At 67.4% G+C, this 22,689-nt stretch carries 21 protein-coding genes; 5 read left to right on the top strand and 16 right to left on the bottom strand.

What is annotated here, in order from left to right; translation table 11 throughout:
* Nucleotides 1–109 precede the first annotated feature (109 nt).
* The 7 genes from ATSB10_RS01055 to prpB form a co-directional block, all read right to left on the bottom strand.
* Nucleotides 110–1,474 (bottom strand): hypothetical protein, encoded by a 1,365-nt coding sequence (locus ATSB10_RS01055; RefSeq protein WP_063670029.1) that lies wholly within the window; start codon nucleotides 1,472–1,474, stop codon nucleotides 110–112.
* Between the two features lie 62 nt (nucleotides 1,475–1,536).
* Nucleotides 1,537–2,082 (bottom strand): hypothetical protein, encoded by a 546-nt coding sequence (locus tag ATSB10_RS01050; RefSeq protein ID WP_063670028.1) that lies wholly within the window; start codon nucleotides 2,080–2,082, stop codon nucleotides 1,537–1,539.
* 11 nt (nucleotides 2,083–2,093) lie between these two features.
* Nucleotides 2,094–2,783 carry a C39 family peptidase gene (locus ATSB10_RS01045; protein ID WP_063670027.1) on the bottom strand — a complete coding sequence of 230 codons (690 nt, stop codon included), beginning with the start codon at nucleotides 2,781–2,783 and terminating at the stop codon, nucleotides 2,094–2,096.
* On the bottom strand, nucleotides 2,780–3,052 hold the full coding sequence (locus ATSB10_RS01040) for a hypothetical protein (protein ID WP_236886467.1): 273 nt from the start codon (nucleotides 3,050–3,052) through the stop codon (nucleotides 2,780–2,782). The genes ATSB10_RS01045 and ATSB10_RS01040 overlap by 4 nt, the downstream gene beginning before the upstream one ends.
* 269 nt (nucleotides 3,053–3,321) lie before the next feature.
* A complete protein-coding gene (locus ATSB10_RS01035) occupies nucleotides 3,322–4,224 on the bottom strand; it encodes a hypothetical protein (protein WP_063670025.1) in 903 nt (300 codons plus the stop codon).
* A 386-nt stretch (nucleotides 4,225–4,610) separates the two neighbouring features.
* On the bottom strand, nucleotides 4,611–5,756 hold the full coding sequence (gene prpC / locus ATSB10_RS01030) for a bifunctional 2-methylcitrate synthase/citrate synthase (protein ID WP_063670024.1): 1,146 nt from the start codon (nucleotides 5,754–5,756) through the stop codon (nucleotides 4,611–4,613).
* 129 nt (nucleotides 5,757–5,885) lie between these two features.
* Entirely contained in the window at nucleotides 5,886–6,770 is an 885-nt protein-coding gene (gene prpB, locus ATSB10_RS01025; RefSeq protein ID WP_063670023.1) for a methylisocitrate lyase, read from the bottom strand.
* Nucleotides 6,771–6,932: 162 nt separating this feature from the next.
* On the opposite strand from prpB, the gene ATSB10_RS01020 reads away from it, so the two are divergent.
* The 3 genes from ATSB10_RS01020 (at nucleotide 6,933) to ahpF (ending at nucleotide 10,597) form a co-directional block, all read left to right on the top strand.
* Nucleotides 6,933–8,150, top strand: coding sequence for a citrate synthase family protein (locus ATSB10_RS01020; protein WP_063670022.1), 1,218 nt, complete (start codon nucleotides 6,933–6,935; stop codon nucleotides 8,148–8,150).
* A 151-nt stretch (nucleotides 8,151–8,301) separates the two neighbouring features.
* Nucleotides 8,302–8,865, top strand: coding sequence for an alkyl hydroperoxide reductase subunit C (gene ahpC / locus ATSB10_RS01015; protein ID WP_063670021.1), 564 nt, complete (start codon nucleotides 8,302–8,304; stop codon nucleotides 8,863–8,865).
* A 142-nt stretch (nucleotides 8,866–9,007) separates the two neighbouring features.
* On the top strand, nucleotides 9,008–10,597 hold the full coding sequence (ahpF, locus tag ATSB10_RS01010) for an alkyl hydroperoxide reductase subunit F (protein ID WP_063670020.1): 1,590 nt from the start codon (nucleotides 9,008–9,010) through the stop codon (nucleotides 10,595–10,597).
* A 121-nt stretch (nucleotides 10,598–10,718) separates the two neighbouring features.
* On the opposite strand, the gene prpE is transcribed toward ahpF, so the two are convergent.
* Both prpE and ATSB10_RS01000 read right to left on the bottom strand, forming a co-directional pair.
* Nucleotides 10,719–12,611: a propionate--CoA ligase gene (gene prpE, locus ATSB10_RS01005; protein WP_063670019.1), complete on the bottom strand. Its 1,893-nt coding sequence runs from the start codon at nucleotides 12,609–12,611 to the stop codon at nucleotides 10,719–10,721.
* A gap of 202 nt (nucleotides 12,612–12,813) precedes the next feature.
* On the bottom strand, nucleotides 12,814–13,236 hold the full coding sequence (locus ATSB10_RS01000; protein ID WP_063670018.1) for a hypothetical protein: 423 nt from the start codon (nucleotides 13,234–13,236) through the stop codon (nucleotides 12,814–12,816).
* A gap of 307 nt (nucleotides 13,237–13,543) precedes the next feature.
* Between ATSB10_RS01000 and ATSB10_RS00995 the strand changes: the two genes are divergently transcribed.
* Entirely contained in the window at nucleotides 13,544–14,572 is a 1,029-nt protein-coding gene (locus ATSB10_RS00995; protein WP_063670017.1) for a MerR family transcriptional regulator, read from the top strand.
* A 40-nt stretch (nucleotides 14,573–14,612) separates the two neighbouring features.
* On the opposite strand, the gene ATSB10_RS00990 is transcribed toward ATSB10_RS00995, so the two are convergent.
* The 3 genes from ATSB10_RS00990 to ATSB10_RS00980 all read right to left on the bottom strand — a co-directional run bounded on the left by ATSB10_RS00990 (nucleotide 14,613) and on the right by ATSB10_RS00980 (nucleotide 18,295).
* Nucleotides 14,613–15,428, bottom strand: a complete 816-nt coding sequence (locus ATSB10_RS00990; RefSeq protein WP_063674280.1) for a hypothetical protein — start codon at nucleotides 15,426–15,428, stop codon at nucleotides 14,613–14,615.
* A gap of 566 nt (nucleotides 15,429–15,994) precedes the next feature.
* Entirely contained in the window at nucleotides 15,995–16,981 is a 987-nt protein-coding gene (locus ATSB10_RS00985) for a malate dehydrogenase (protein WP_063670016.1), read from the bottom strand.
* Nucleotides 16,982–17,095: 114 nt separating this feature from the next.
* Complete coding sequence (locus tag ATSB10_RS00980) at nucleotides 17,096–18,295, bottom strand: pyridoxal phosphate-dependent aminotransferase (RefSeq protein WP_063674279.1); 1,200 nt, start codon at nucleotides 18,293–18,295, stop codon at nucleotides 17,096–17,098.
* Between the two features lie 189 nt (nucleotides 18,296–18,484).
* On the opposite strand from ATSB10_RS00980, the gene ATSB10_RS00975 reads away from it, so the two are divergent.
* Entirely contained in the window at nucleotides 18,485–18,742 is a 258-nt protein-coding gene (locus tag ATSB10_RS00975) for a GlsB/YeaQ/YmgE family stress response membrane protein (protein ID WP_063670015.1), read from the top strand.
* Nucleotides 18,743–18,780: 38 nt separating this feature from the next.
* Here ATSB10_RS00975 and ATSB10_RS00970 read toward each other — a convergent pair whose 3' ends face one another.
* The 4 genes from ATSB10_RS00970 to ATSB10_RS00955 form a co-directional block, all read right to left on the bottom strand.
* Entirely contained in the window at nucleotides 18,781–19,185 is a 405-nt protein-coding gene (locus ATSB10_RS00970; protein ID WP_063670014.1) for a YidB family protein, read from the bottom strand.
* A gap of 148 nt (nucleotides 19,186–19,333) precedes the next feature.
* A complete protein-coding gene (locus ATSB10_RS00965) occupies nucleotides 19,334–19,843 on the bottom strand; it encodes a peptidylprolyl isomerase (protein WP_063670013.1) in 510 nt (169 codons plus the stop codon).
* Nucleotides 19,844–19,954: 111 nt separating this feature from the next.
* Nucleotides 19,955–21,793: a 3-hydroxybutyrate oligomer hydrolase family protein gene (locus tag ATSB10_RS00960; RefSeq protein WP_083966026.1), complete on the bottom strand. Its 1,839-nt coding sequence runs from the start codon at nucleotides 21,791–21,793 to the stop codon at nucleotides 19,955–19,957.
* Between the two features lie 115 nt (nucleotides 21,794–21,908).
* Nucleotides 21,909–22,685, bottom strand: coding sequence for a slipin family protein (locus ATSB10_RS00955; RefSeq protein ID WP_063674274.1), 777 nt, complete (start codon nucleotides 22,683–22,685; stop codon nucleotides 21,909–21,911).
* Nucleotides 22,686–22,689: the final 4 nt, after the last annotated feature.

The following is a 22,689-nucleotide window of genomic DNA, read 5'->3' as shown; positions in this document are numbered from 1 at the left end:
TTCCGCGCGGTCACTGACACCATGCCAGAGCCGCCCGCCGTCGATCTTACAGACGAGGACCGCGGCAGCGAAGCCAGCCAAGGCCGCCCCTCACTGTCGCAGATGGAACTCAGTACATCATCGGCACGCGCACCGTGACGGTGGCGTCCGGCGTGTCGCGGGTCACCCCGACCCCGAGCGTGAAGTTCAGGGTGCGCTTGTTGTCGTAGCGGTAGGAACCACCCACCAGCAGGGTGCCCAGTACGCTGCGCGCCGTTCCCGCCACTTTCTGGCCGTTCTGCCGGGTCAGCCCGACCAGGCTCATGTCGTAGCCGATGCTGAAGGAAGCCTTTTCGTTCAGGGCCAGTCCCATGCCGACGCTGGCATCGACGATGTCGCCGATCTTCACCGTGCCGAGCGGCTCCTTGCCGCCCGCCAGGACGGTGCGCGTGACATGGCTGCGCGGGAAGTTGTGCAGGTAGCTGACATTGCCGAAGAACACCACCGGGTCGGACGGGAACAGCCAGGTCAGGCCGGGCTGGACCGAGTAGAACCCCGAGCCCCGCGGCAGCTCCAGCGGAAGCCCGGTGCCCGTGGTGTTCTGCACGCAGCGGCTCACGCAGTCCGTGGTGACTTCGAAGGGATCCTTGCCGGTGCGCGATTTCACCCGCAGCCAGCCGATGTAGTAGGGCCGGTCGGCGCCGCCATCGTTCATCTGGTAGCGCGCGGTGGCCTCGATATCGCCGATCCCGTGGCCGTGGGAAGTGAACACCTTGTCGGTGGCGCTGCCGGTGAAGATCTCCCGGCTGATCGTGTCGGTGTGCCCGTACACGTACGGGACCCGCAGCTCTACTTCCATGCGGTTGTTGACGCCATAGCGGAACGCCAGTGCTCCGGTCTGGGTGGTGGTCTTGACCTGCCGCGCGTCGACCAGGCCGATCAGCACGGCGGGAATCACCGTGTAACCGATCAGCGCGACACGCTCGTTCGACGAATAGGCGAACTGGTACGACGGCTCGACCACGAGCTTGCCGCGTGCCGTCAGGACGCCTGGCTGATCGAAGATCGGAGCTACTTCGGGTGGCCGCTGGTCACGCTCGGGGGCTTTTCCGACGGGCCGCTCCTGCGACTGCAGGACCGGGGCCGCATCATCCGGCATGGGCAGCGCGGTGGCCATGCGTCCGGCCGCGGCCACGTTGCCTGCCCGCTGCTGGTCGAGCACGTCGGCGCCCACGGCGTGCCGCAAGGCCCGGTAGTCGGCTTCCTGTGCGGCGAGCGCGCGCTTCAACTGGGCAATCTGCTGGTCCTGCCTGGCGAGCTCGCTGCGCATGGCATCGAGTCGCGCGGCCTGCTCGGCCAGGTTCTTCCGGATCACGGCAGACAACGGATCCGGATCCGAGGGCGCCGGTGCGTCCTGCGCACGGACCATGCCACCGAGCAGGATCATTCCGGCACAGGCCACGATGCGCCCGGCTTGACATGCTTTCTGCTTCATCGGATTTCCCCGGAGTCGGTGGCAGGCAGGTCGTTTCAGGCAGTCGCTCGCGCCCGGCTTCCTCACGGGCCCGCGCGACTGGACATGGCAGCCTGCAGCGAACCCTGCAGGTCCACGCCGTTGAGCAGCCCCAGGCCGCTCAACGTCACATCCAGGCGGGTCAGGCTCTGGATGTTCTGGTTGTCCAGGCTGTTCTGGATCACCGTTGCACCGAGACCTGCGGCCTGCTGCAGCACGATCGGGTCGACCGTGTTGCCAGGGCCGATCTGGATCACGTTCACCGCGCCGGTCGCGGCCGCTAGCGCCTCGGCCTGCTCCCGGGTGATGTGCGCGATATCGGGAATCTCCACGCTGCTGCTGGAAACCAGGTTGCCGCCGACATACACCAGCCGGTCGAGGCCGAACGAGACCACCAGCCCGCGGCCGTCGTCGAAACCGCCGCGCACACCCGCGAGACGCTGGTCGCTGACGGGCCGCCAGGCATGGAACGTCCCCAGTGCCGCTCCCGCGGCGGGAACAGAAGCATCCTGCGCCGAGGCAAGGCCACTGAAGGCGATGCCGCCCAGGACACAGAGGCAACCGCACAGGCACGTCATGGTTCGTTTCATCGCAGGCTCCTTCAGATGTCGCCCGGCCCGCGACGCGGCATCACGATGCCCTCGAGCCCGCGGCGGTCGATGGCCAGCCCGAGCGGCGCCAGCGGAGCCACGCGCCAGTCCTTCGGACTGTTGAAGATGGCCAGCCCGCGCCGGTTGTGAATCACGAAGACGAGGTGTGTCTTCCACGCCGCCTCGAACTGCCGCAGCGGTATCGAGCGCGTCCCCATGGCCGGGTCGCCCACCAGCACCCGCCCGTCCCGCAGGCCCTTGATCACCACGAAATGGTGATAGCCGCGCTCGTCGATCAACACGATCGCCGGCAGGTGCTCCTGCCGGAGCTTCTCCAGCGGTACCTCGAAGCCGTCGGCGTCGAACCCGTGGGCGGCGAGAAAGCGCTTGATGTCGAGCAGCGAAAACCCTTCGCGATTGATCTTCGCCTGGTCGCCGTGCGCGTACATCTGGGCGAAGGCGGTCTGCTCGCTCACCGGATAGTCGTACTGGTAGGTGAGCAGGGTGGCCACCGCCGCAGAGCCGCAGCTGAAGTCGTACTTCTGCCGGATCGTGTTGCGGAAGCGCGCCTCTTTCAGGCTCGTCACGTGCAAGGTGTATACGCCGCCGGAGACACCTGCCAGCTCCACCGGCGAGTGCGCCACGGCTCCCACCGGGATACCGGCGAGCAGCCACATCAGCTGCACGGACCATCGCTTCATGGCTGCAGCTTCACGCTGATGATCGTGGCGTTCTGGATCAGCACGCCGTTGCCGGTGTTCTGGATCACCATCGGCAGGCCGGTCGCTCCATCGAACGATCCGGAGCTGATCACGTTGCTTCCGGTCACCGCGTGATCGATCTGGTTGTTGCCCACCGTTCCGGTGAGCGTCATCTCCTGGCTGACTTCGGTGCCGCCGCTGAGACGGCCCAGCGTCGCAGCATCGACCCGCGGCCCCAGACCCTCGACCCGTCCGGACGGGGTCCCCACCGCGCTGCGCACGGATACAGCAGACGGCTGAGAGAATGTGACGGATGCCGCCGGGGTTTCTGCTGCGACGCTCCACGGCGCAAACATCACTCCAAGCAGAACCAGCCCATATCGCGCACTGACTGATCGCATGGCCTTGTCTCCGGTCGCTTCCGCGCCACCGCCACACTGCGCGGCAGCACGCGATGGCCATCCGCCAGGTCAATGGCTCCCGGCATCCGGCACAAAGTCATGGGGCGCCCGAGGCGCCCCATGACGTTTCCCTGCGCTTATGGCCCGACGTTGAGATTCGCCTGGACATTCACGCTTTGCTGGACCAGGGCCCCGATGCCGCTGTTCTGCGCCATCACGGTGACGCCAGCGGCCGCTGCCGCAGCGCCGTCCATGTGGTTGGACATGTCGAACATGCCCGCATCGACGCTGTTCGATCCGCCGTTGCCACCCGTGCCGCCGTTGCCGGCAAGCGCCGAACCGCCGGTTCCGGCCGCGCCGGCACCACCCATGCCGCCGGCACCACCGGTGGCATCGGACGCACCGCTGCTGCCGCCGGAGGCGGTCGCCGAGCCGCTGGTGCTGCTGTTGCTGCCGCCCGTCGCGCTGCCGCCGGCCCAGCCGCCGCTTCCGCCGGAAGCCGTACTGGTATTGGTGCCGCCACCACGCGACCGAGCGTGCGCATCGGCATAGTTGTCGCCGTTGCTGTCGCCACCCCAGGCCCCGGCGTAACCGGCGGCGTCGCCGCTGGCCGCTCCACTGCCGCCGACGTGGCCGCTGCGGGAGGAGGCATTGCCGCCGTCGCCACCGGAGCCACCCCGGCCGCCGTAGCCCTTGCCGCCGTAGGCGTCGCCGCCGTAGCCGCCCGAGCCGCCGTTGGCATCACCGAAGTTCTTGGCCACGTTGCCGATGTCGCGGACGTGGATATCCGTCACCGCGCCGTCGAGCCGGCTGGTGGCGATCGCCTTGCTGGTGTTGAACGAGCTGGCGATCGACGAGGTGGAGGTACTGCTGTTGTTTGCCGAGGCGCTTCCCTGGCCCGTGGCATACGCGTCCGCGTTTGCCGAGGAATTGGCCTGGGCACTGGGTCCGGCTCCGCCGGTCTGGGTCTTGTCCGCCATCGCCGGGAGCGTGAATCCCAGGCCGAGACATACCGCTGTTACGAGAAGAGTCTTGCGCATGATCGTTCTCCGGAACATCGCGTTATCCCCCTGCTTCTTGTCTTACGGTCGCCCAGCTGCTTGGCAACATGCGTGCCACGTCCCGCGCGACCTCACGGGCCGCCGGTAGCGCAAGGAAAAATCAATGATTTGAGCAACTTGCCGGACATCCGCCGCGCATCGACCGCTGCACGAAAAGCGCGCACCTGTTTCATCCATGAAGCACCGCTGCGCATGCCGCATGCCAGGGACGCCGTGAGGTCTCCGAACTGACGGAGCCCGGGGCCGGGCGCCTTCCGGGACGGGGTGTATCACCGCTGTTACAGGTTGTATCCGCGCGGATCGGGGCGACGCGCAAAAAGAAAAAAGGGGCCGCAGCCCCTTTTTCCCTGTGACGACCTGATCGGTCAGCGCTTGTCGATCGGCACGTAGGTCTGGTCTTCCGGACCGGTGTAGTTCGCGCTCGGGCGGATGATCTTGCCGTCCTGGCGCTGCTCGATCACGTGAGCGCTCCAGCCGGAGGTACGGGCGATCACGAACAGCGGCGTGAACATCGCGGTCGGCACACCCATCATGTGGTACGCGCTGGCCGAGAACCAGTCGAGGTTGGGGAACATCTTCTTCTGTTCCCACATCAGCTTCTCGATCCGCTCGGACACCTCGAACAGGGTCGGGTTGCCGCCGTCGGTGCAGAGCTTGCGCGAGATCTCCTTGATGATCTCGTTGCGCGGATCGGACACCGTGTACACCGGATGGCCGAAGCCGATGATGATTTCCTTGCGCTCGACGCGGGCACGAATGTCGGCCTCGGCGTCGGCGGCATTGCGGTAGCGCGCGATGATCTCCATCGCCACCTCGTTCGCGCCGCCGTGCTTCGGGCCGCGCAGCGCGCCGATCGCGCCGGTGATCGAGGAGTACATGTCCGAACCGGTGCCGGCGATCACGCGGGCGGTGAAGGTCGAGGCGTTGAACTCGTGCTCGGCGTACAGCACCAGCGACTTGTCCAGCGAGTGCGCGTGCAGTTCGCTCGGCTTCCTGCCGTGCAGCAGGTGCAGGAAGTGCGCGGCGATGGTCTCGTCGTCGGTCTCGGTCTCGATGCGCTTGCCGTTGTGGCTGAAGTGGTACCAGTACAGCAGCATCGAGCCGAAGCTGGCCATCAGGCGATCGGCGATGTCGCGCGCGCCGGTGAGGTTGTGGTCTTCCTTCTCCGGCAGCACCGTGCCCAGCACCGAGCAGCCGGTACGCAGCACGTCCATCGGGTGGGTGGCGGCAGGCAGCAGCTCCATCGCCGCCTTCACCGGCGCCGGCAGGCCGCGCAGGCGCTTCAGCTTCGCCTTGTAGTTCTGCAGTTCGGTCCAGTTCGGCAGCACGCCGTAGACCAGCAGATGCGCCACCTCCTCGAAGCAGCCCTTGGCCGCCAGGTCATGGATGTCGTAGCCGCGGTAGTGCAGGTCGTTGCCGCTGCGGCCAACCGTGCACAGCGCAGTGTTGCCGGCGGCAACGCCGGACAGCGCCACGGATTTCTTCGGCTTGGGCAGGGTTTGCTCGGTCATCGTGTGTCTCCTGGTGATGCAGGGAATTCGAACAGTGGCGCAATGTGCTTTTCGTAGGAGCGCACCCTGTGCGCGAGAGCTTTTCGCGGAGGATCCTCGCGCACAGGGTGCGCTCCTACATGACTGGCTTCAGTGCTTCTTGGCGAACAGGGCGTCGAGCTTGTCCTCGTAGGCGTGGTAGCCGAGGAAGTCGTACAGCTCGGCGCGCGTCTGCAGCGTGTCGATGAGGTTCTTCTGGGTGCCTTCGCGGCGCACCGTCTCGTAGAAGTTCAGCGCGGCCTTGTTCATGGCGCGGTAGGCGCCGCAGCAGTACAGCGCGATGTCCACGTGGGCCGAGCGCAGCTCGTCGGTGGTGAAGAACGGGGTGGAGCCGAATTCGGTGAGATTGGCCAGGATCGGTACCTTCACCGCCGCCTTGAACCTGCGGTAGTCGTCCAGCGTCTTCATCGCCTCGGGGAAGATCATGTCCGCGCCCGCCTCGACGTAGGCGCAGGCGCGGTCAATGGCGGCGTCGATACCTTCGGCCGCAGCCGCGTCGGTGCGCGCCATGATCACGAAGCCGGCGTCGGTGCGCGCATCCACCGCGGCCTTGACGCGGTCGACCATCTCTTCCTTCGGCACCACTTCCTTGCCGGGACGGTGGCCGCAGCGCTTCTGGCCGACCTGGTCCTCGATGTGCACGGCGGCGACGCCGACATTGATGAACGACCGGATCGTGCGGCCGATGTTGAAGGCGCCACCCCAGCCGGTGTCGATGTCGACCAGCAGCGGCATGCCGGTGGCGTCGACGATGCGGCGCGCGTCGGTGAGCACGTCTTCCATCGTGCTGATGCCCAGGTCTGGCATGCCCAGCGAGTTGGCGGCCACGCCGCCGCCGGACAGGTACAGCGCCTTGTAGCCGACCCGCTTCGCCATCAGGCCCGCATAGGCGGTGATGGCGCCCATCACCTGCAGCGGGGTCTCTTCGGAGAGGGCGGCGCGGAAGCGGGCGCCGGCGGAAGCTTGGGCTGTCATGGGGAATCTCCTGAATCGCATAGTGTAGGCGACGGGGTCCGGCGCAGTGCTGCGATGCGACCGTGCACACCCGTCGTGGCCAGCCACCGGTTTTCGCTGCCGCGCACTGTAGGCCGACGAAATAGGTTGATCAATCTTGATCAAAATGATCAACATATCGACATGGCCAGCGACTATCTCTCCGCGCAGGACGCAGCCGAACGCCTCGGCGTCAGCCTGGCGACGCTCTACGCGTACGTCAGCCGCGGCAAGATCGACTCCCGCCCCGGCCCCGACGGCCGCAGCCGGATCTATCTCGCCGAGGACGTCGCGCAACTGATCGAGCGGCGCCAGGCCGGTCGCGGTGCGGCGCAGGGAGCGGCGCACAGCCTCACCTGGGGCTTGCCGGTGATGGAGACACGGATCTCGCTGATCCGCCCGCATGGTTACTATTACCGGGGGCAGTCGGCATTGGCACTGGCCCGGGACGGCGCCTCGCTGGAACAGGTGGCCCGGCTGCTGTGGGACGCACTGGCGCAGGATCCCTTCGCTGCGCCGCCCCGCCGCAGCTGGCCGGTGGAAGTCGCCGGTCTGATGCGTCATGCGGACCTCCCGCCGCTGGAACGGACCGCTGCCGCACTCCCCCTGCTCGGGCTCAGCGCCGACTATCCGCACAGCAGCGATCCCGAGCAGCAGCGCCTGGCAGCCGCACAGCTTCTGCGGGAGACGGCCGCCCTGCTCTGCCGGGCCGAGCCGGATGCGCAGCCGATCCACGCCCGCATGGCCGCCTGCTGGCAGCCGAACGCCAGGGAGCTGCCCGAACTGCTGCGCGCCGCGCTGGTGTTATGCGCCGACCACGAACTGAACGCCTCGGCCTTCGCCACGCGGGTCGCCGCATCCACCGGCGCCAGTCTGCACGCGGCGGTCGGGGCCGGCCTGGCGGCACTGTCAGGACCGAAGCACGGTGGCGCCACGGCTCGTGCCCATGCCCTGCTCCGCCAGGCGTCACGGGAACGCGATGCCGAGGTGCTGGTGCGCGACCTGCTCCGCCGCGGCGAACCGCTGGCCGGGTTCGGGCATCCGCTCTATCCCGAAGGCGATCCCCGCGCATCGCTCCTGCTCGATACGCTGGCGCGGCAGCACCCGCGGCGGAGTTCGGTCGCGAGCATCCAGCGCCTGACCAGCGCGGTGGAGGCCGCCACCGGGCAGCATCCCAGTCTGGACTTCGCATTGGCAGCGATCGCCATCACCTATGGCTGGGAGGCCGGACGCGGCCTGGCCGTGTTCGCCGCCAGCCGCATGGCCGGCTGGCTGGCCCACGCGCTGGAACAACGGGCGGAGGGTGGACTCATCCGGCCCCGCGCCACTTACGCCGGCCTCATGCCACCCCGGGCAGAGTGAAATACGGGAGCGCCTTACGATAGATAAAGCAAATCGACACTATCCAATCAATCGATTTGCTGCATCGCACAGCAAGCCCGTAAGCTACAGGCATTGGCTTCGGCGATGCCCGACGCACCAACCCACCATCCACCAACCACAGGAAGCTGCAATGTCCCTGATCAACACCGAAATCAAGCCGTTCAAGGCGAATGCGTTCAAGGATGGCAAGTTCATCGAGGTGACCGATGCCGACCTGAAGGGCAAGTGGTCCGTCGTGATCTTCATGCCGGCCGCCTTCACCTTCAACTGCCCGACCGAGGTCGAGGACGCTGCCGAGCACTACGAGGAGTTCAAGAAGGCCGGCGCCGAGGTGTACATCGTCACCACCGACACCCACTTCTCGCACAAGGTGTGGCACGAGACCTCTCCGGCAGTGGGCAAGGCCAAGTTCGCGCTGGTCGGCGACCCGACCCACCAGCTGACCCGCGCGTTCGACGTGCACATCGAAGAGGAAGGCCTGGCCCTGCGCGGCACCTTCATCATCAACCCGGAAGGCGTGATCAAGACGCTGGAGATCCACGACAACGCGATCGCCCGCGACGTCACCGAGACCCTGCGCAAGCTCAAGGCCGCCCAGTACGTCGCCGCCCACCCGAACGAGGTGTGCCCGGCCAAGTGGAAGGAAGGCGAGAAGACCCTCGCCCCGTCGCTGGACCTGGTCGGCAAGATCTGATGCCGCCCGGCGCGCGCATCGCCCCGATGCGCGCGCCCGGTCCGCGGATCACCCGGACCTTTCGTTCTCCCATTGAACGCTCGCGACGCCCGGGATTTTCCCGGGCGCTCGCCAGACTCACCCCATCATCAGGGACATCGCCATGTTGGACGCCAATCTCTCCGCCCAGTTGAAGGCCTACCTCGAGAAGGTCACGCAGCCGATCGAGATCGTCGAGTCGCTCGACGACGGCGCCAAGTCCGCCGAGCTGCACGAGCTGCTGGAAGAAATCGCCTCGCTCTCGGACCGGATCACCCTGGTGCGCCGCGACGACGACGCGCGCAAGCCGTCCTTTGCGATCAACCGTGTGGGCACGGACATCGGCGTGCGCTTCGCCGGCATCCCGATGGGCCACGAATTCACCTCGCTCGTGCTCGCGCTGCTGCAGGTCGGCGGTCATCCGTCCAAGGCCACGCAGGACGTGATCGAGCAGGTAAAGAGCCTCGACGGCGACTTCGTCTTCGAGACCTATTTCTCGCAGTCCTGCCAGAACTGCCCGGACGTGGTGCAGGCGCTCAACCTGATGAGCGTGCTGAATCCGAAGATCAAGCACATTGCCATCGACGGCGCGCTGTTCCAGGACGAGGTGGATGCCCGCCAGGTGATGTCGGTGCCCACCGTCTATCTCAACGGTGAGGTGTTCGACCAGGGCCGCATGAGCCTGGAACAGATCGTCGCCAAGCTCGACACCGGTGCCGCCAGGCGTGACGCCGAGAAGCTCAAGACCAAGGACGCCTTCGACGTGCTGATCGTCGGCGGCGGCCCGGCCGGCGCGGCGGCGGCGATCTACAGCGCGCGCAAGGGCATCCGCACCGGCGTCGCCGCCGAGCGCTTCGGCGGCCAGGTGCTGGACACCATGGGCATCGAGAACCTGATCTCGGTGCCGCACACCGAAGGCCCGAAGCTCGCCGCCGCGCTGGAGCAGAACGTGCGCGAGCACGAGGTCGACGTGATGAACCTGCAGTGCGCGACCAGGCTCATTCCTGCCAGCGAAGCCACCGGTGGCCTGGTCCAGGTGCAGCTGGAGAACGGCGCCGCGCTGAAGTCCAAGACCGTGATCCTCTCCACCGGCGCGCGCTGGCGGCAGATGAACGTGCCGGGCGAGAACGACTACCGCAACAAGGGCGTGGCCTACTGCCCACACTGCGACGGCCCGCTGTTCAAGGGCAAGCGCGTGGCGGTGATCGGCGGCGGCAACTCCGGCGTGGAGGCGGCGATCGACCTGGCCGGCATCGTCAGCCACGTCACCCTGCTCGAGTTCGACAGCCAGCTGCGCGCCGACGAAGTCCTGCAGCGCAAGCTGCGCAGCCTGCCGAACGTGGCGATCCTGGTGAACGCGCAGACCACCGAGGTGCTGGGCGACGGCCAGAAGGTCAACGGACTCGTCTACACCGACCGCGTCAGCGGCAACACCCACACGATCGACCTGGAAGGCATCTTCGTGCAGATCGGCCTGCTGCCGAATACCGAGTGGCTGAAGGGCACGGTGGAACTGTCGGCCCGCGGCGAGATCGTCATCAACGACCGCGGCGAGACCTCGGTACCGGGCGTGTTCGCCGCCGGCGACGCCACCACGGTACCGTACAAGCAGATCGTGATCGCCATGGGTGCCGGCTCCACCGCGGCGCTGAGCGCCTTCGACCACCTGATGCGTCTGCCGGTGGCGGCGAAGCCAGAAGCGGTGGCGGCCTGAGCGGGGCCGCCGGCATCCATACCCTGCTGTAGGAGCGCACCCTGTGCGCGAAGGCTCTTGGTTTTGATGTCGATCACGGGCAAAAGCATTCGCGCACAGGGTGCGCTCCTACGACAAATCGTCAGCCCAGGTCCGGCCCCCGCTCCAGCGCCTTGCGCACCTCATCGAGCGACGACGGATCGTCCAGCGTGGACAGGTCGCCCGGATCGGTGTGCTGCACCAGTGCCTGCAGCGAGCGGCGCAGCAGCTTTCCCGAGCGGGTCTTCGGCAAGGCATTCACCACGTAGATGCGCGCGGGCCGGGCGATCGCGCCGAGCTGCTCGGTCACCGCCTGCTGCATGCCGCGCGCCGCCTCCTCCGACGAGGCGGTGGCGCCCTGCTTGAGCGTGGCGAACACCACCGGCACCTGCCCCTTGAGATCGTCCTTCATGCCGATCACCGCCGCCTCGGCCACCGACGCATAGGTGGCGACGGACTCCTCGATCTCGCGCGTGCCCAGGCGATGCCCGGCCACGTTGATCACGTCGTCGGTGCGGCCGAGGATGTTGGTGTAGCCGTCCGCGTCGCGGATCGCCCAGTCCAGCGAGCTGTACAGCAGCTCCCTGAAGTGGCTGAAGTAGCTGTTGACGTAGCGATCGTCGTCGCGCCACACCGTGGTCAGGCAGCCCGGCGGCAGCGGCGGCACCATCACCAGTACGCCCTTCTCGCCCGCGGCGGCTTCCTCGCCGGTGGTCTCGTTGATGACCTTCATGCGGTAGCCCGGAGCGGGCAGGCCCGGGGAACCCCACTTCACCGGCTTCAACTCCAGCCCCGGCATCAGGGTGAGCGCCGGCCAGCCGGTCTCGGTCTGCCAGTAGTTGTCGATCACCGGCACCCCGAGACCGTCGGTGATCCAGTGCGCGGTCGGTTCGTCCAGCGGCTCGCCAGCGAGGAACAGCCACTTGAGCGAGGAAAGGTCCGCGTTCTTCAGCCACGACACGTCCTGCTTCTTCAGCAGGCGGATGCCGGTGGGTGAGGAGAACATGGTGCGCACGCGATACTTCTCGCACAGCCGCCACCAGATGCCGGGGTCGGGATTCGTCGGCAGTCCTTCGTAGAGCAGCGACGTCGCGCCGACGATCAACGGGCCATACACGTTGTACGAGTGGCCCACCGCCCAACCGACGTCGGAGGTGGAGAACATCACCTGCCCCGGCCCGATGTCGAACACCAGGCGCGTGGACATCGCCATCGCCACCGCGTAACCGCCCACGTCGCGCTGGATGCCCTTGGGTTTGCCGGTGGTGCCCGACGTGTAGAGCAGGTAGCTGGGCTCGTTCGATTCGAGCCATTCCACCGGCACCTCGTCGTTCATGTGTTCGGCGCGCAGGCGGGCGTAGTCGACATCGCGACCGGCGACCCGCTGCATGTCCTTGTCCAGCCCGCGGCTGACGATCAGCACGTGTGGTGGCGGTGCCTTCGCCTCGGCCAGCGCCGCATCCACCAGCGGCTTGTACGGGATCACCTTGCCGCCGCGCATGCCGGCATCGGCGCAGATCAGCAGCTTGGGCTCCGCGTCGTCGATGCGCAGCGCAAGGTTGTGCGCGGCAAAGCCACCGAACACCACCGAGTGGATCGCACCGATGCGCGCGCACGCCAGCATCGCGTACACCGCTTCGGCCATGTTCGGCATGTAGATCACCACGCGATCGCCGCGACCCACGCCCAGGCCCTTGAGGATGCCGGCAAAGCGGTTCACCTCGCGGTACAGCACGCGATAGCTGATCTCCTCGGTAACGCCGGTCTCGGTGGAGATCGCCACCAGCGCCAGCTGCTCGCCGCGCTCGGCCAGATGCCGATCCACCGCGTTGTAGCAGAGGTTGGTGGTGCCGCCGACGAACCACTGGCGGAACGGCAGCTTCGTGGCATCGAGGATCTGCTGTGGCGGCGTCTCCCAGTGGATCAGCCGCGCCTGCTCGCCCCAGAACCGTTCCGGCTCATCGATCGACTGCCGGTAGAACTCGTCGTAGCCCATGGCTCACCCCGCATGCGGAATATCCGTCCGACGATATACCAAGCGCCATCCACCGTATGACAAGACTTTCGTCGGAACCGGAGCGACGAGTCATGAAGCCGCCTGCGGACCTCAGCCGTGCTGACCAATGCGTGAGCCAGGCCGCCAATCCACATGGCCACACTCGGGCAGTGCACGTTCCAGCAATGCGGCGACGTGCGATTTAAGAGCCGGAAGCCTGAGAGGGTATCGAGGAATGATCAGCTCCCCATTTGTCGAACAGCCACAGCCAGATCTGGGGAGCGATCAGCGCGGCGAGAATATCGCCGACCATGCCGGCATTAAGCACAGCGGACCACCGCGCGTGGCCGCCAGCTGGCTTGGCAATCGCGTCCAGCAGATAAACAATCGCGGCCAATTCGATGCACAAGACCACAAAACTGGCCGCCAACAGAGCAACCCGGGTGACCTCGCCTACCTGGCGTGCCGCAATGAGCGCGACCGGACAGACACACACGTACACCGCTATTTGGCTGACCAGGCCCGACTCGACCCCGGTCGATTCGAGGACGAGCTGGAAAACAATACCGAGGGCAATGCTAAGCCCTGCAAAAGTCACCATTGCCAGCACTGACTTCTTGTTCATGGATTTTCATCCTTGGCGGCTAATGAAAAGTTGGTCGTCGTAAATTTCAGGATGAGGCCATAGCCGAGCCGCGCATTGCCACGCCGCGCCGCCCGCCATTCGTCCTACTGCCAAAACCGCCAACCAACCATGGCGAGCAGCGACCTTACCAAGTAACGGCTTTGCCGACACCGAGAGCCGTGCGAAGAGCTTCAACCGTTCAACATTTGGCACATCGCCACGAAGACCGTCATCGCCTTACTGTTGACCCTCACGTAACGTGAGCCCTTAGCGTGGCGGCCACGCAGGACGGATGGAGGAATGGACGATGCAGCTGACGGTGGGCGAACTGGCGAAGCGTAGCGGGCTGACCGTGCGCACCCTGCACCACTACGACGCGATCGGCCTGCTGCGCCCGTCCTCGCGGTCCGATGCCGGCTACCGGCTTTACGGGCAGGCGGACATCGAACGCCTGCACCGCATCCAGGCGCTGCGCCAGCTGGGCCTGGCGCTGGCCGACATCGGGCAAGCCCTGTCCGGACCGCAGCCACCGCTGGCCGAGGTGGTGGATCGCCAGATCGCCCAACTCGACCGCGACCTGGCCGATGCCGCCCGCCTGCGCGAACGGCTGGTGCACCTGCGTGCGCAGCTGTCGTCCGGACAGTCCCCCGACCTGGCCGACTGGCTGGAAACGCTGGAGCAGATGACGATGTACGAAAAGTATTTCACCCCCGAGGAATTGAAAGCCCTGCCGCTGCATACCGACCCGGACGTGTTGCCGGCCTGGAGCGCCCTGGTGACTGCCGTGCAGTCGGCGATGGACCGCGGCGCCACGCCGGACGACGCCGACGCGCAGCAACTTGCCCTGCAGTGGATGGAAATGGTCGGCCGCGGCACCGGCAACAACCCGGCCTTCCTGCTGCGGCTGCGCACGATGACCGAGAAGGAGCCGGGCATGCGTGAACGCAGCGGCATCACGCCGGCTCTGGAGCGCTTCGTGGAGGAATCCATGGTGAGTGCGCGGCTGGCGATCTTCGAGCGCTACCTCGACGAGCACGAAATGCAACGGATGCGCCAGCACTACGGCAAGCAGATGTACGCCTGGCCCGAACTCATCGCCGAGCTGCGCGCCGCGCTCGCTGACGGCGTGCCAGCGCACGATCCGGCGGTGCAGGCCATGGCGCAGCGCTGGATGGCGATGTTCCGCGCATATGCCGGTGACGACCCGGCTACGCACGCGAAGATCCGCGAGGCCTATGCGAAGGAGCCGGAGCTGCGTACCGGCAGCTCGGTCGACGATGCCTTGCTCGCCTACGTGCGCGAGGCCGCGGCGAGCGCGACCGCCCGCCCACACTGACGGCTCGGCCGGCGCGCAGCCCAGCTGTCGCGCCGCGCCGTCACCCGCCCTGCAGCTCGGCCAGCTGCTGGCGCAGCGAAGCGACCTCGGCGGTCAGCTCCGCCACGCGCTGGCGCAACTGCTGCAGCTCATCTTCCGCGCCCGCCGCTGGAATCTCCTTCGGCTTGCGCCGCGACTCGCGCACGCGTTTGGCGGCCTCCTTCAGTTCCCTGTCGCCGCCGCTGGCCGCCGCGCGCTGCTCGTCCTCCGGCAGGCTGGCCACGGCGGCGGCGGCGTTGATCGAGATCGTGCCGGCCTTCACCGCCTCCACCACCTCGGGCGCGGCCTGCTTGCGGATCTTCTCGATCAGCCCGACCTGCGTGTGGCTCAACCGCGCGGCCTTCGCCAAGGCCTCGCGGCTGGGCGGTGCCTCCACCGGCGCTTCCGGCGTGCTGACTGCCGGTTCGTTCACCTGCTCCGCATCTTCCGTGGCGGCTTCCGCGTCTTCCGGAATCGGTGGCAGCGGCGGCAACTTCACCCGCGCCTGTGCGCGACGTGCAGCAAGGATGTCGCGCTTGCGCAGCGCCAGCTCGCCGCGCTGGAACACCGACAGGCTGCGCCGTCCCAGGTGCTGGTCGATCATCCACAGGTGTACGTCGTCCATCGACTGGAAGTTCGGGTGCTGCACGGTCTGGAACGGCAGGCCATGCTGCTGGCAGATCGCGTAGCGGTGATGGCCGTCGATCAGGATCTCGCCCCACAGCACCAGCGCATCGCGGCAACCTTCGGCGAGGAGGCTGCGCTCCAGCGCCTCGTATTCCTCGGGCGTCATCGGCTCGATGTAGGCCTTGAGTTCTTCGTTGACGACGATGTTCATGCGGCGCGTGCCCAACCATGCAAAACGGTCGGGCATTTTAGGGATTGGGGGCGCGCAGCGCTGCCTTGTATTTCGGCGCGCCACATGCGCTGAAGCGCGGCGATGCAAAGCGAGCCGTCACTCAACCCCCTTCGGGAGTCGAGCGGGTCGGGACGAAAAGGCCCGTAGGGGAACGGGCAGGACGCCCGTTCCTTTTCGTCAGGGCAGGAGCCCTGTCGAAAAGCCCGGCCCGACCCGCGTGCCTGGAGCGCCAACGGCGCGGAAGGACGACAGACGCAGGGTGCCGTTCTCTTTGGTTACTTTCTCTTGGGCAAGCAAGAGAAAGTGACTTGGCGGCCGAAGGACGTCGAAAGCGCTTTTGAGTCTGCAACAAGTGCGCACGCCCATCCGCGCACCGCCTCGCCAATGCGGTGCGAAGTCACTGGATCCCAGCTTGACCAGCCTCCGGCTGTTGAAAAGCTCCTCGCTGGGATGACGCTGAGGAAACATCTAGCAAGGTCGGCGACGATCGAACAAAAAGAAAGGGCGGCCGAAGCCGCCCTTCCCTCAAGCCGAAACGAAGCGGCTTACTTCTTGGCGAACAGATGCTCGACGCCGGCGCGCTCCTCGCGCAGTTCCTTGTCGGTGGCATCCATGCGGGCGCGCGAGAAATCGTTGATCTCCAGGCCCTGCACGATCGCGTACTTGCCGTTCTTGATGGTCACCGGGTAGCCGTAGATCACGCCCGGGGCGATGCCGTAGGAGCCGTCCGACGGGATGCCCATCGAGACCCAGTCGCCCTCGGCGGTGCCCAGTGCCCACGAGCGCATGTGGTCGATCGCGGCCGAGGCGGCCGAGGCGGCCGACGAGGCGCCACGGGCCTTGATGATCGCCGCGCCGCGCTGCTGCACGGTCGGGATGAAGTCGCTCTCGTACCAGCTCTGCTCGACCAGGCTCAGTGCCGGCTTGCCGTCCACGGTGGCGTGGTGCAGGTCCGGGTACTGGGTGGAGCTGTGGTTGCCCCAGATGGTCATCTTCTTGATGTCGGTGTTGTGCTTGCCGGTCTTCTCGGCCAACTGGCTCATGGCGCGGTTGTGGTCCAGGCGCACCATCGCGGTGAAGCAGTTCGGATCCAGGTCCGGGGCGTTCTGCTGGGCGATCAGCGCGTTGGTGTTGGCCGGGTTGCCGACCACCAGCACCTTCACGTCGCGCTTGGCGTGGTCGTTCAGCGCCTTGCCCTGCGGGCCGAAGATGGCGCCGTTGGCTTCCAGCAGGTCCTTGCGCTCCATGCCCGGGCCGCGCGGACGCGCACCGACCAGCAGGGCGTAGTCGACGTCCTTGAAGGCGACGTTGACGTCATCGGTGGCCACCGTGCCGGCGAGCAGCGGGAAGGCGCAGTCGTTCAGCTCCATCACCACGCCCTGCAGGGCGGGCAGCGCCGGGGTGATCTCCAGCATGTGCAGGATCACCGGCTGGTCCGGACCCAGCATGTCGCCCGCGGCGATGCGGAACAGCAGGGCGTAACCGATCTGGCCGGCGGCGCCGGTGACGGCAACTCGAACGGGGGCTTTCATGGTGGGACTCCTTCAGTGAGGTGGGTTCGTTGTAGGAGCGCACCCTGTGCGCGATTGCCTCATATCGGATTGGGAAAAAGCAATCGCGCACAGGGTGCGCTCCTACAGGGGGCTTCAGGTGAGTTCGGCGAAGAATTGGGAGATGCGGTCGAGGCCCGGCTGCAATTGGGCCGTGGGGCAGGTGTAGGAGATGCGCATGGCGCGCGGCTCGCCGAAGGCCGAACCCGGCACGCAGGCCACGCCCTTGGCTTCCAGCAGCGCGGCGCAGAAGCTCACGTCGTCGGTGATCGTGTGTTCGCCGTGGCGCTTTCCGAACGCGCAGGAGATATCCGGGAACGCGTAGAACGCACCCTGCGGCCGCGGGCACACCACGCCGGGGATCGCGTTCAGCGCGGCCATCACCGTGTCGCGCTTGGCGGCGAACTCGGCGCACTTGGCCTGCGGCACGTCCTGCGGCCCCGTGAGCGCGGCCACCGCAGCGGCGGTGATCACTTCCGGGATGCTGGTGATGTGGTTGGAGTTGAGCGTGGTGACCGCCTTCGCCACCGACTCCGGTCCGGCGATGAACCCGACGCGCCAGCCCGGCATGCCGTAGGTCTTGGACAGCGAATCGACGAACACCAGGCGGTCTTTCAGCTCCGGCCTCACGTGCACGAAGTTGTGGTAGCCGATGCCGTCGAACACCATCGAGTTGTAGATGTCGTCGGTAATGATCCAGGTGTCCGGATACTTCACCAGCACGTCGGCGAGCGCGGCGATTTCCTCGCGCGTGTAGACCATGCCGGTGGGGTTCGACGGGTTGTTGAACAGGAACACCTTCGGCTTGCGCTTCAGCGCCGCTTCCAGCTGCGCGGGCACCAGCTTGTAGTTCTGGTCCGGGCCGCAGTGCAGGATGTTCGCCTTTGCCCCGACGATGTCGGCGATGTCGCGGTAGGTGGTCCAGAACGGTGCGGCGAAGCAGATCTCGTCGCCTTCGTCGAGCATCGCCTCGGCCAGGTTGTACAGCACCTGCTTGGCACCGATGCCGATGGAGAGGTTCATGCGGCCGTAGCCGGTCAGGCCCAGCGCCTCGATGTGCCTGAGGAAGGCATCCAGCAGCCCCTCGGCGCCGCGGTTGCTGCCGTACTGGCCGGAATCGTGGCTGAGCGACTCGCGCGCTGCGGCGTACACGTGCTCGCCGGGCAGGAAGTTCGGCACGCCGATGGAAAAGCTGATGACGTCACGGCCGGCAGCCTTGAGCTGCTTGGCTTTCTCGGCGATCAGCATGATCGCGCTGGGCTTGGCGCGACCGACGCGCTGGGCGAGCTGGGGCATGGTGTCCTCGAAGGGATTTGCGGTCAGCAAACCGGCGAAGTTTAACACGCGCCTACCGGCCGCCGGTCAGGCCACACCACCAAGGTCGTAACCGCGGCAAGATGCGCGAAGTGCCGCCGCAGCGGCCTGCGACGCCGGGATGGCGCGCGGAACGGGCCGGAGCGCCCACCGCCGGAGGAGGTTCCGCAGATGCATTGGCTTTGGGTATTCCTGGTCGGCCTGGTGGTCGGCGTGATCGCCAAGCTGCTCACCCCCGGGCGCGACCCGGGCGGCTTCATCGTCACCGGCCTGATCGGCATCGCCGGTTCGCTGCTGGCGACCTGGGTCGGGGTCCACGTGCTGCACATGTACGCCCCCGGCCAGTCGGCCGGCTGGATCGCCTCGGTGATCGGTGCGGTGGTCCTGTTGCTGGCCTACCACATGGTGTTCAAGAACAAAGCCTCCTGAGCGAGGGGCCCGGTGCACCGGCGCCGGGCCCCTGCCGTTCAGCCGAACAGCTTGCCGGCCAGCCCGGCCAGTGCGCTCAGATCGACGCCACCGGTGCCCGACGGCACCTGGCCATCCGGCGTCAGGTGGTCGACCGCATGCGGAAGCACCTGCGACAACTGGCCGAGCAGCGCCTGCGGATCGGTGCCGAGCTTGCTCGCCATCGACTCGATCACGCCACCCAGGCCACCATTACCCAGTGCCTGGCCGAGCTGGCCCGGAGACACCGGCTGATTGGCGCCGGTACCCACCCAGGACTGCACCGCATCGCCCAGGCCGTGCTGTTGCAGCATCGCCACCAGCCCCTGCACGCCGCCGGCGCGCTCGATCAACTCGCCGGCCACCCCCAGCAGGGATCCGCCGCCCTGCCCGCCTCCGCCCATCAGATCTCCCAGCAACGACATGGCTCGAACTCCCTGGACCGGCGCGCCACCGCGCCTCGTCCGCCGAGCATAGGCCGATCGATCGGTCGCAACCACCGCGTGGCATGACAGGCCTGAAACGACAGCGGCCACCCGAAGGTGGCCGCCAAATATCGCCTGAAGACCGGGCTCAGCCGCGGGCGTCGAGGATCGCGTTCCACTCCTTCACGCGCTCGGCCTGGGCCGCCAGCAGCGCATCGACGTCGCCTTCGACGGTGGCCTTCTCGATCACGTCGCCCTGGCGGATCGCGTCGACCACGGCTTGGTCCTCGGCGCCCAGCACTTCGCCGAACACGCTGTGCTTGCCGTCCAGCCATGGGGTGGCGCCGTGGGTGATGAAGAACTGGCTGCCGTTGGTACGCGGACCGGCATTGGCCATCGACAGGATGCCCGGCTTGTCGTGGCGCAGCGACGGGTTGAACTCGTCCTCGAACTTGTAGCCCGGGCCGCCGGTGCCGGTGCCCAGCGGGCAGCCGCCCTGGACCATGAAATCGGCGATCACGCGGTGGAACGACAGGCCGTCGTAGTAGCCGCGGCGCACCAGGTTGACGAAGCTGGCGACGGTAACCGGCGTCTTGTCGTCGTGCAGGCGCAGGCGGATCGGGCCGCGGTTGGTCTGGAGCGTGAGCTGGATGGACATGAGGCAATCCTTGGGTTCGGGTGGAACGCGTCGCCGCGCCGGGGCGCGGCGGCAAACGGCCGCCAAGAATAACGCAGGCACCCGGCGCGCGCCGAGCAGGCACGGCGGCGCTCAGGGCAGGTCCAGCATCTCCCGCCGCAGCATGCCCTCGCCGCGGGCGGAGGCCGCCGGTGTCGGCAGCGCCTTCGGCCAGGATGCCCCCTCGAACAGATGCGCCCACATGCGGTCCAGCGCCGCGTAGCCGTACGGCATCAGGGGTACGTGCGCGGCGCCGAACCCCGGCACGGCGAGGAACGCGTCGAAATGCTGGGCGTACGGCACCCGCCAGTACAGCGGCGCGCGCCCCTCGCTGCGCAGCCAGGCGATATAGGGCTCGGAGCTGAAGGCGGTCGGCAGCAGGCCGTCGCCGGCGCCGTGCAGCACCCACAGCGGCAGGTCCGCCCGCGGCAGCTTCACCGCGGTGGCGGCGATGCTGGCATGCAGCGTGCGCGCCTCGCTGCCGTCGCCGGTCCACAGGTTGCGCAGGCAGTCGAGCCCGGCCAGGGTCGGATCGTCGGAGTGGTCCATGCCGCCACGCAGGGCGATGCCGTTGCCGGGCGGGATACCCGAACCGTCCGCCCACCAGGATGCGCGCGTCGCCGCGCCGGCCGGCGCCGGATGGTTGTCCTTGTCGATCGTGACGTAATGGAAGCCGCACGGCATGTCGATGGCGCCGGTACGGGCATAGGACGACGCATAACCGGCAGCGATCACCCGCCACAGATCGAACGCTGTGGTGCTGGCCGCGGTCGCCATCGCCTCGTCGGTCCAGCCATGGGAGCGCAGCCGCTCGTAGGCCGCCTCGCCCTGCGCCGCCACCGTCGCACCCGGCAATCGACCGTCGGTGTGCAGGCTGGCGCAACGCTGGATCCACGCCGGCGGGACCGAGCCGTCCGGCGCACGGCCGAAGGGTACCCGGGCGAAGCGTGGCGAGGTCAGCGCACAGGGCAGCCAGATCGCCGCCTCGGTGGCGTAGTCGTACATCGGTCGGCCGTGGCCCGCGACGTAGACGTTCGGCTCCAGCGCCACCACGCCGGCGAACAGGTGAGCATCGTCCAGCCCGGCGGCCTGCAGCACGGCACCGCCGCCGTTGGACAGCCCGGTGGCGATGATCCTCGTGTTCTGCGGCGTGAACGGCGCCTGCCCGGGAAACGCGCGATCGAGCATGGCCAGCCCGAACTGGGCCGCCTGGATCACGTCGCGGCCCCAGTCGGCTTCGGGGTTGTCGCCGGAGTGCATCTGCTTCACCGCGATGCCGGCATCGGCCGGTGCCGGCTGCGGCTCGAACTCCAGCACCGCCTCGCCACGCTTCGCGCGCGTGCCGTCCAGCTGCACCCCGCTGTCGTCGGCGTAGTTGAAATACCCCGGACCGGTGCCCTTGTCGGTGTAGGCCACCGCGCAACCTTTCGGCAGGCCCCAGGCGCCAGCCAGCGAGATCGCGCCATAGACACCGCGCGAGCCGGACGACGGCGCCACCACCAGGCAACGATGCACCGGGTCGAAATGATCCGGCACCTGCAGCAGCACGCGATGCGGCTGGCTCGCGCCGGGCACGCGGGCGAAGGCCTGGTACTCGCGTCCCGGCACGTTCGGCACGCCACCGTAGACTGTGCCGTAGCCGCCCAGAGGGCCGAGGTCGGCGATGCCTTTCCAGTTGGTCTGGATCGCGCGCCGACGCAGTTCGGCGGATGTCGGATGCTCGGGATCGGCGATCGGCGAGGGGGCGCCGGCGAGGCCGGCCAGTCCCAGGCCCGCGCTGAGCAGGTCGTCGTGGTCGCGATGGTCGGTGACGCGGACGTCGCCGACCAGGAATCCGGGATGGGTCATCGCCGCCTCCGGTGGGGATGGGAGCGCAGCACAGGCCGGCAGGGCCAGCGCCAGCAGCGGCAGGCAGAAGGTGCGCAGATTCATCCGTGCACCATAGCAACCGCCTGCTTGGCCGCCATCGTACGAAAGTCCATGCCGGTGCACCGCATGCGCCGGAACATGCCGCGGCCGACCGGGGCCGGCCGCGGCCACGAATGGCTCAGTCCGGCCGCGTACCGCCCAGCTTCTGCGGCAAAGCCTCCATCAACGGCTTGATCAGGTCCAGCGGCAGCGGGAACACGATGGTCGACGACTTGCCGTTGGAGGACATGTCGGCCAGCGTCTGCAGATAGCGCAACTGCAGCGCCTGCGGCTGCTGTGACAGCATCTGCGCCGCATCGCGCAGCTTCTCCGAGGCCTGCATCTCGCCATCGGCGTGGATCACCTTGGCGCGACGCTCGCGCTCGGCCTCGGCCTGGCGGGCGATCGCGCGGACCATGGTGTCGTTGAGGTCGACATCCTTGATTTCCACGTTGGCCACCTTGATGCCCCACGGATCGGTCGCCTCGTCGAGGATGCCCTGCAGCGTCTGGTTGATCGATTCGCGCTGCGAAAGGATCTCGTCCAGCTCGTGCTGGCCGAGCACCGAGCGCAGCCGCGTCTGCGCCAGCTGGCTGGTGGCCTGGTAGAAGTCCGACACCTGCAGCACCGCCTTGTCCGGCTCCACCACGCGGAAGTACACCACCGCGTTGACCCGCACCGAGACGTTGTCGCGCGAGATCACGTCCTGCGGCGGCACGTCCATCACCATGATGCGCAGGTCCACCCGCAGCATCCGTTGCACCACCGGCACCAGCAGGATCAGGCCCGGCCCCTTGGTGCCGGTGTAGCGGCCCAGCGTGAGCACGACCCCGCGCTGGTATTCCGGCAGCACCTTGATCGAGGAAAACAACAGGAACGCCACCAGCAGCACCAGCACACCCATGAATCCGAACATGTCC

It is taken from the genome of Dyella thiooxydans (assembly GCF_001641285.1).
Classification (GTDB): Bacteria; Pseudomonadota; Gammaproteobacteria; order Xanthomonadales; family Rhodanobacteraceae; genus Dyella_A; species Dyella_A thiooxydans.
Note: the sequence above shows the minus strand (reverse complement) of the source record. Positions and strands in the feature narration are given on the sequence as shown.

What these genes read in the sequence shown, in the direction of transcription:
- ATSB10_RS01000 (WP_063670018.1), bottom strand. Translation starts at nt 13,236, where the DNA reads ATGAACAAGAAGTCAGTGCTGGCAATGGTGACTTTTGCAGGGCTTAGC.
- prpB (WP_063670023.1), bottom strand. Translation starts at nt 6,770, where the DNA reads ATGACAGCCCAAGCTTCCGCCGGCGCCCGCTTCCGCGCCGCCCTCTCC.
- ATSB10_RS01020 (WP_063670022.1), top strand. Translation starts at nt 6,933, where the DNA reads ATGGCCAGCGACTATCTCTCCGCGCAGGACGCAGCCGAACGCCTCGGC.
- ATSB10_RS00980 (WP_063674279.1), bottom strand. Translation starts at nt 18,295, where the DNA reads ATGCCCCAGCTCGCCCAGCGCGTCGGTCGCGCCAAGCCCAGCGCGATC.
- ATSB10_RS00995 (WP_063670017.1), top strand. Translation starts at nt 13,544, where the DNA reads ATGCAGCTGACGGTGGGCGAACTGGCGAAGCGTAGCGGGCTGACCGTG.
- ATSB10_RS00985 (WP_063670016.1), bottom strand. Translation starts at nt 16,981, where the DNA reads ATGAAAGCCCCCGTTCGAGTTGCCGTCACCGGCGCCGCCGGCCAGATC.
- ATSB10_RS00955 (WP_063674274.1), bottom strand. Translation starts at nt 22,685, where the DNA reads ATGTTCGGATTCATGGGTGTGCTGGTGCTGCTGGTGGCGTTCCTGTTG.
- ATSB10_RS01050 (WP_063670028.1), bottom strand. Translation starts at nt 2,082, where the DNA reads ATGAAACGAACCATGACGTGCCTGTGCGGTTGCCTCTGTGTCCTGGGC.
- prpE (WP_063670019.1), bottom strand. Translation starts at nt 12,611, where the DNA reads ATGGGCTACGACGAGTTCTACCGGCAGTCGATCGATGAGCCGGAACGG.
- ATSB10_RS00975 (WP_063670015.1), top strand. Translation starts at nt 18,485, where the DNA reads ATGCATTGGCTTTGGGTATTCCTGGTCGGCCTGGTGGTCGGCGTGATC.
- prpC (WP_063670024.1), bottom strand. Translation starts at nt 5,756, where the DNA reads ATGACCGAGCAAACCCTGCCCAAGCCGAAGAAATCCGTGGCGCTGTCC.
- ahpC (WP_063670021.1), top strand. Translation starts at nt 8,302, where the DNA reads ATGTCCCTGATCAACACCGAAATCAAGCCGTTCAAGGCGAATGCGTTC.
- ATSB10_RS01045 (WP_063670027.1), bottom strand. Translation starts at nt 2,783, where the DNA reads ATGAAGCGATGGTCCGTGCAGCTGATGTGGCTGCTCGCCGGTATCCCG.
- ATSB10_RS00960 (WP_083966026.1), bottom strand. Translation starts at nt 21,793, where the DNA reads ATGAATCTGCGCACCTTCTGCCTGCCGCTGCTGGCGCTGGCCCTGCCG.
- ATSB10_RS00970 (WP_063670014.1), bottom strand. Translation starts at nt 19,185, where the DNA reads ATGTCGTTGCTGGGAGATCTGATGGGCGGAGGCGGGCAGGGCGGCGGA.
- ATSB10_RS00965 (WP_063670013.1), bottom strand. Translation starts at nt 19,843, where the DNA reads ATGTCCATCCAGCTCACGCTCCAGACCAACCGCGGCCCGATCCGCCTG.
- ahpF (WP_063670020.1), top strand. Translation starts at nt 9,008, where the DNA reads ATGTTGGACGCCAATCTCTCCGCCCAGTTGAAGGCCTACCTCGAGAAG.
- ATSB10_RS01055 (WP_063670029.1), bottom strand. Translation starts at nt 1,474, where the DNA reads ATGAAGCAGAAAGCATGTCAAGCCGGGCGCATCGTGGCCTGTGCCGGA.
- ATSB10_RS01035 (WP_063670025.1), bottom strand. Translation starts at nt 4,224, where the DNA reads ATGCGCAAGACTCTTCTCGTAACAGCGGTATGTCTCGGCCTGGGATTC.
- ATSB10_RS00990 (WP_063674280.1), bottom strand. Translation starts at nt 15,428, where the DNA reads ATGAACATCGTCGTCAACGAAGAACTCAAGGCCTACATCGAGCCGATG.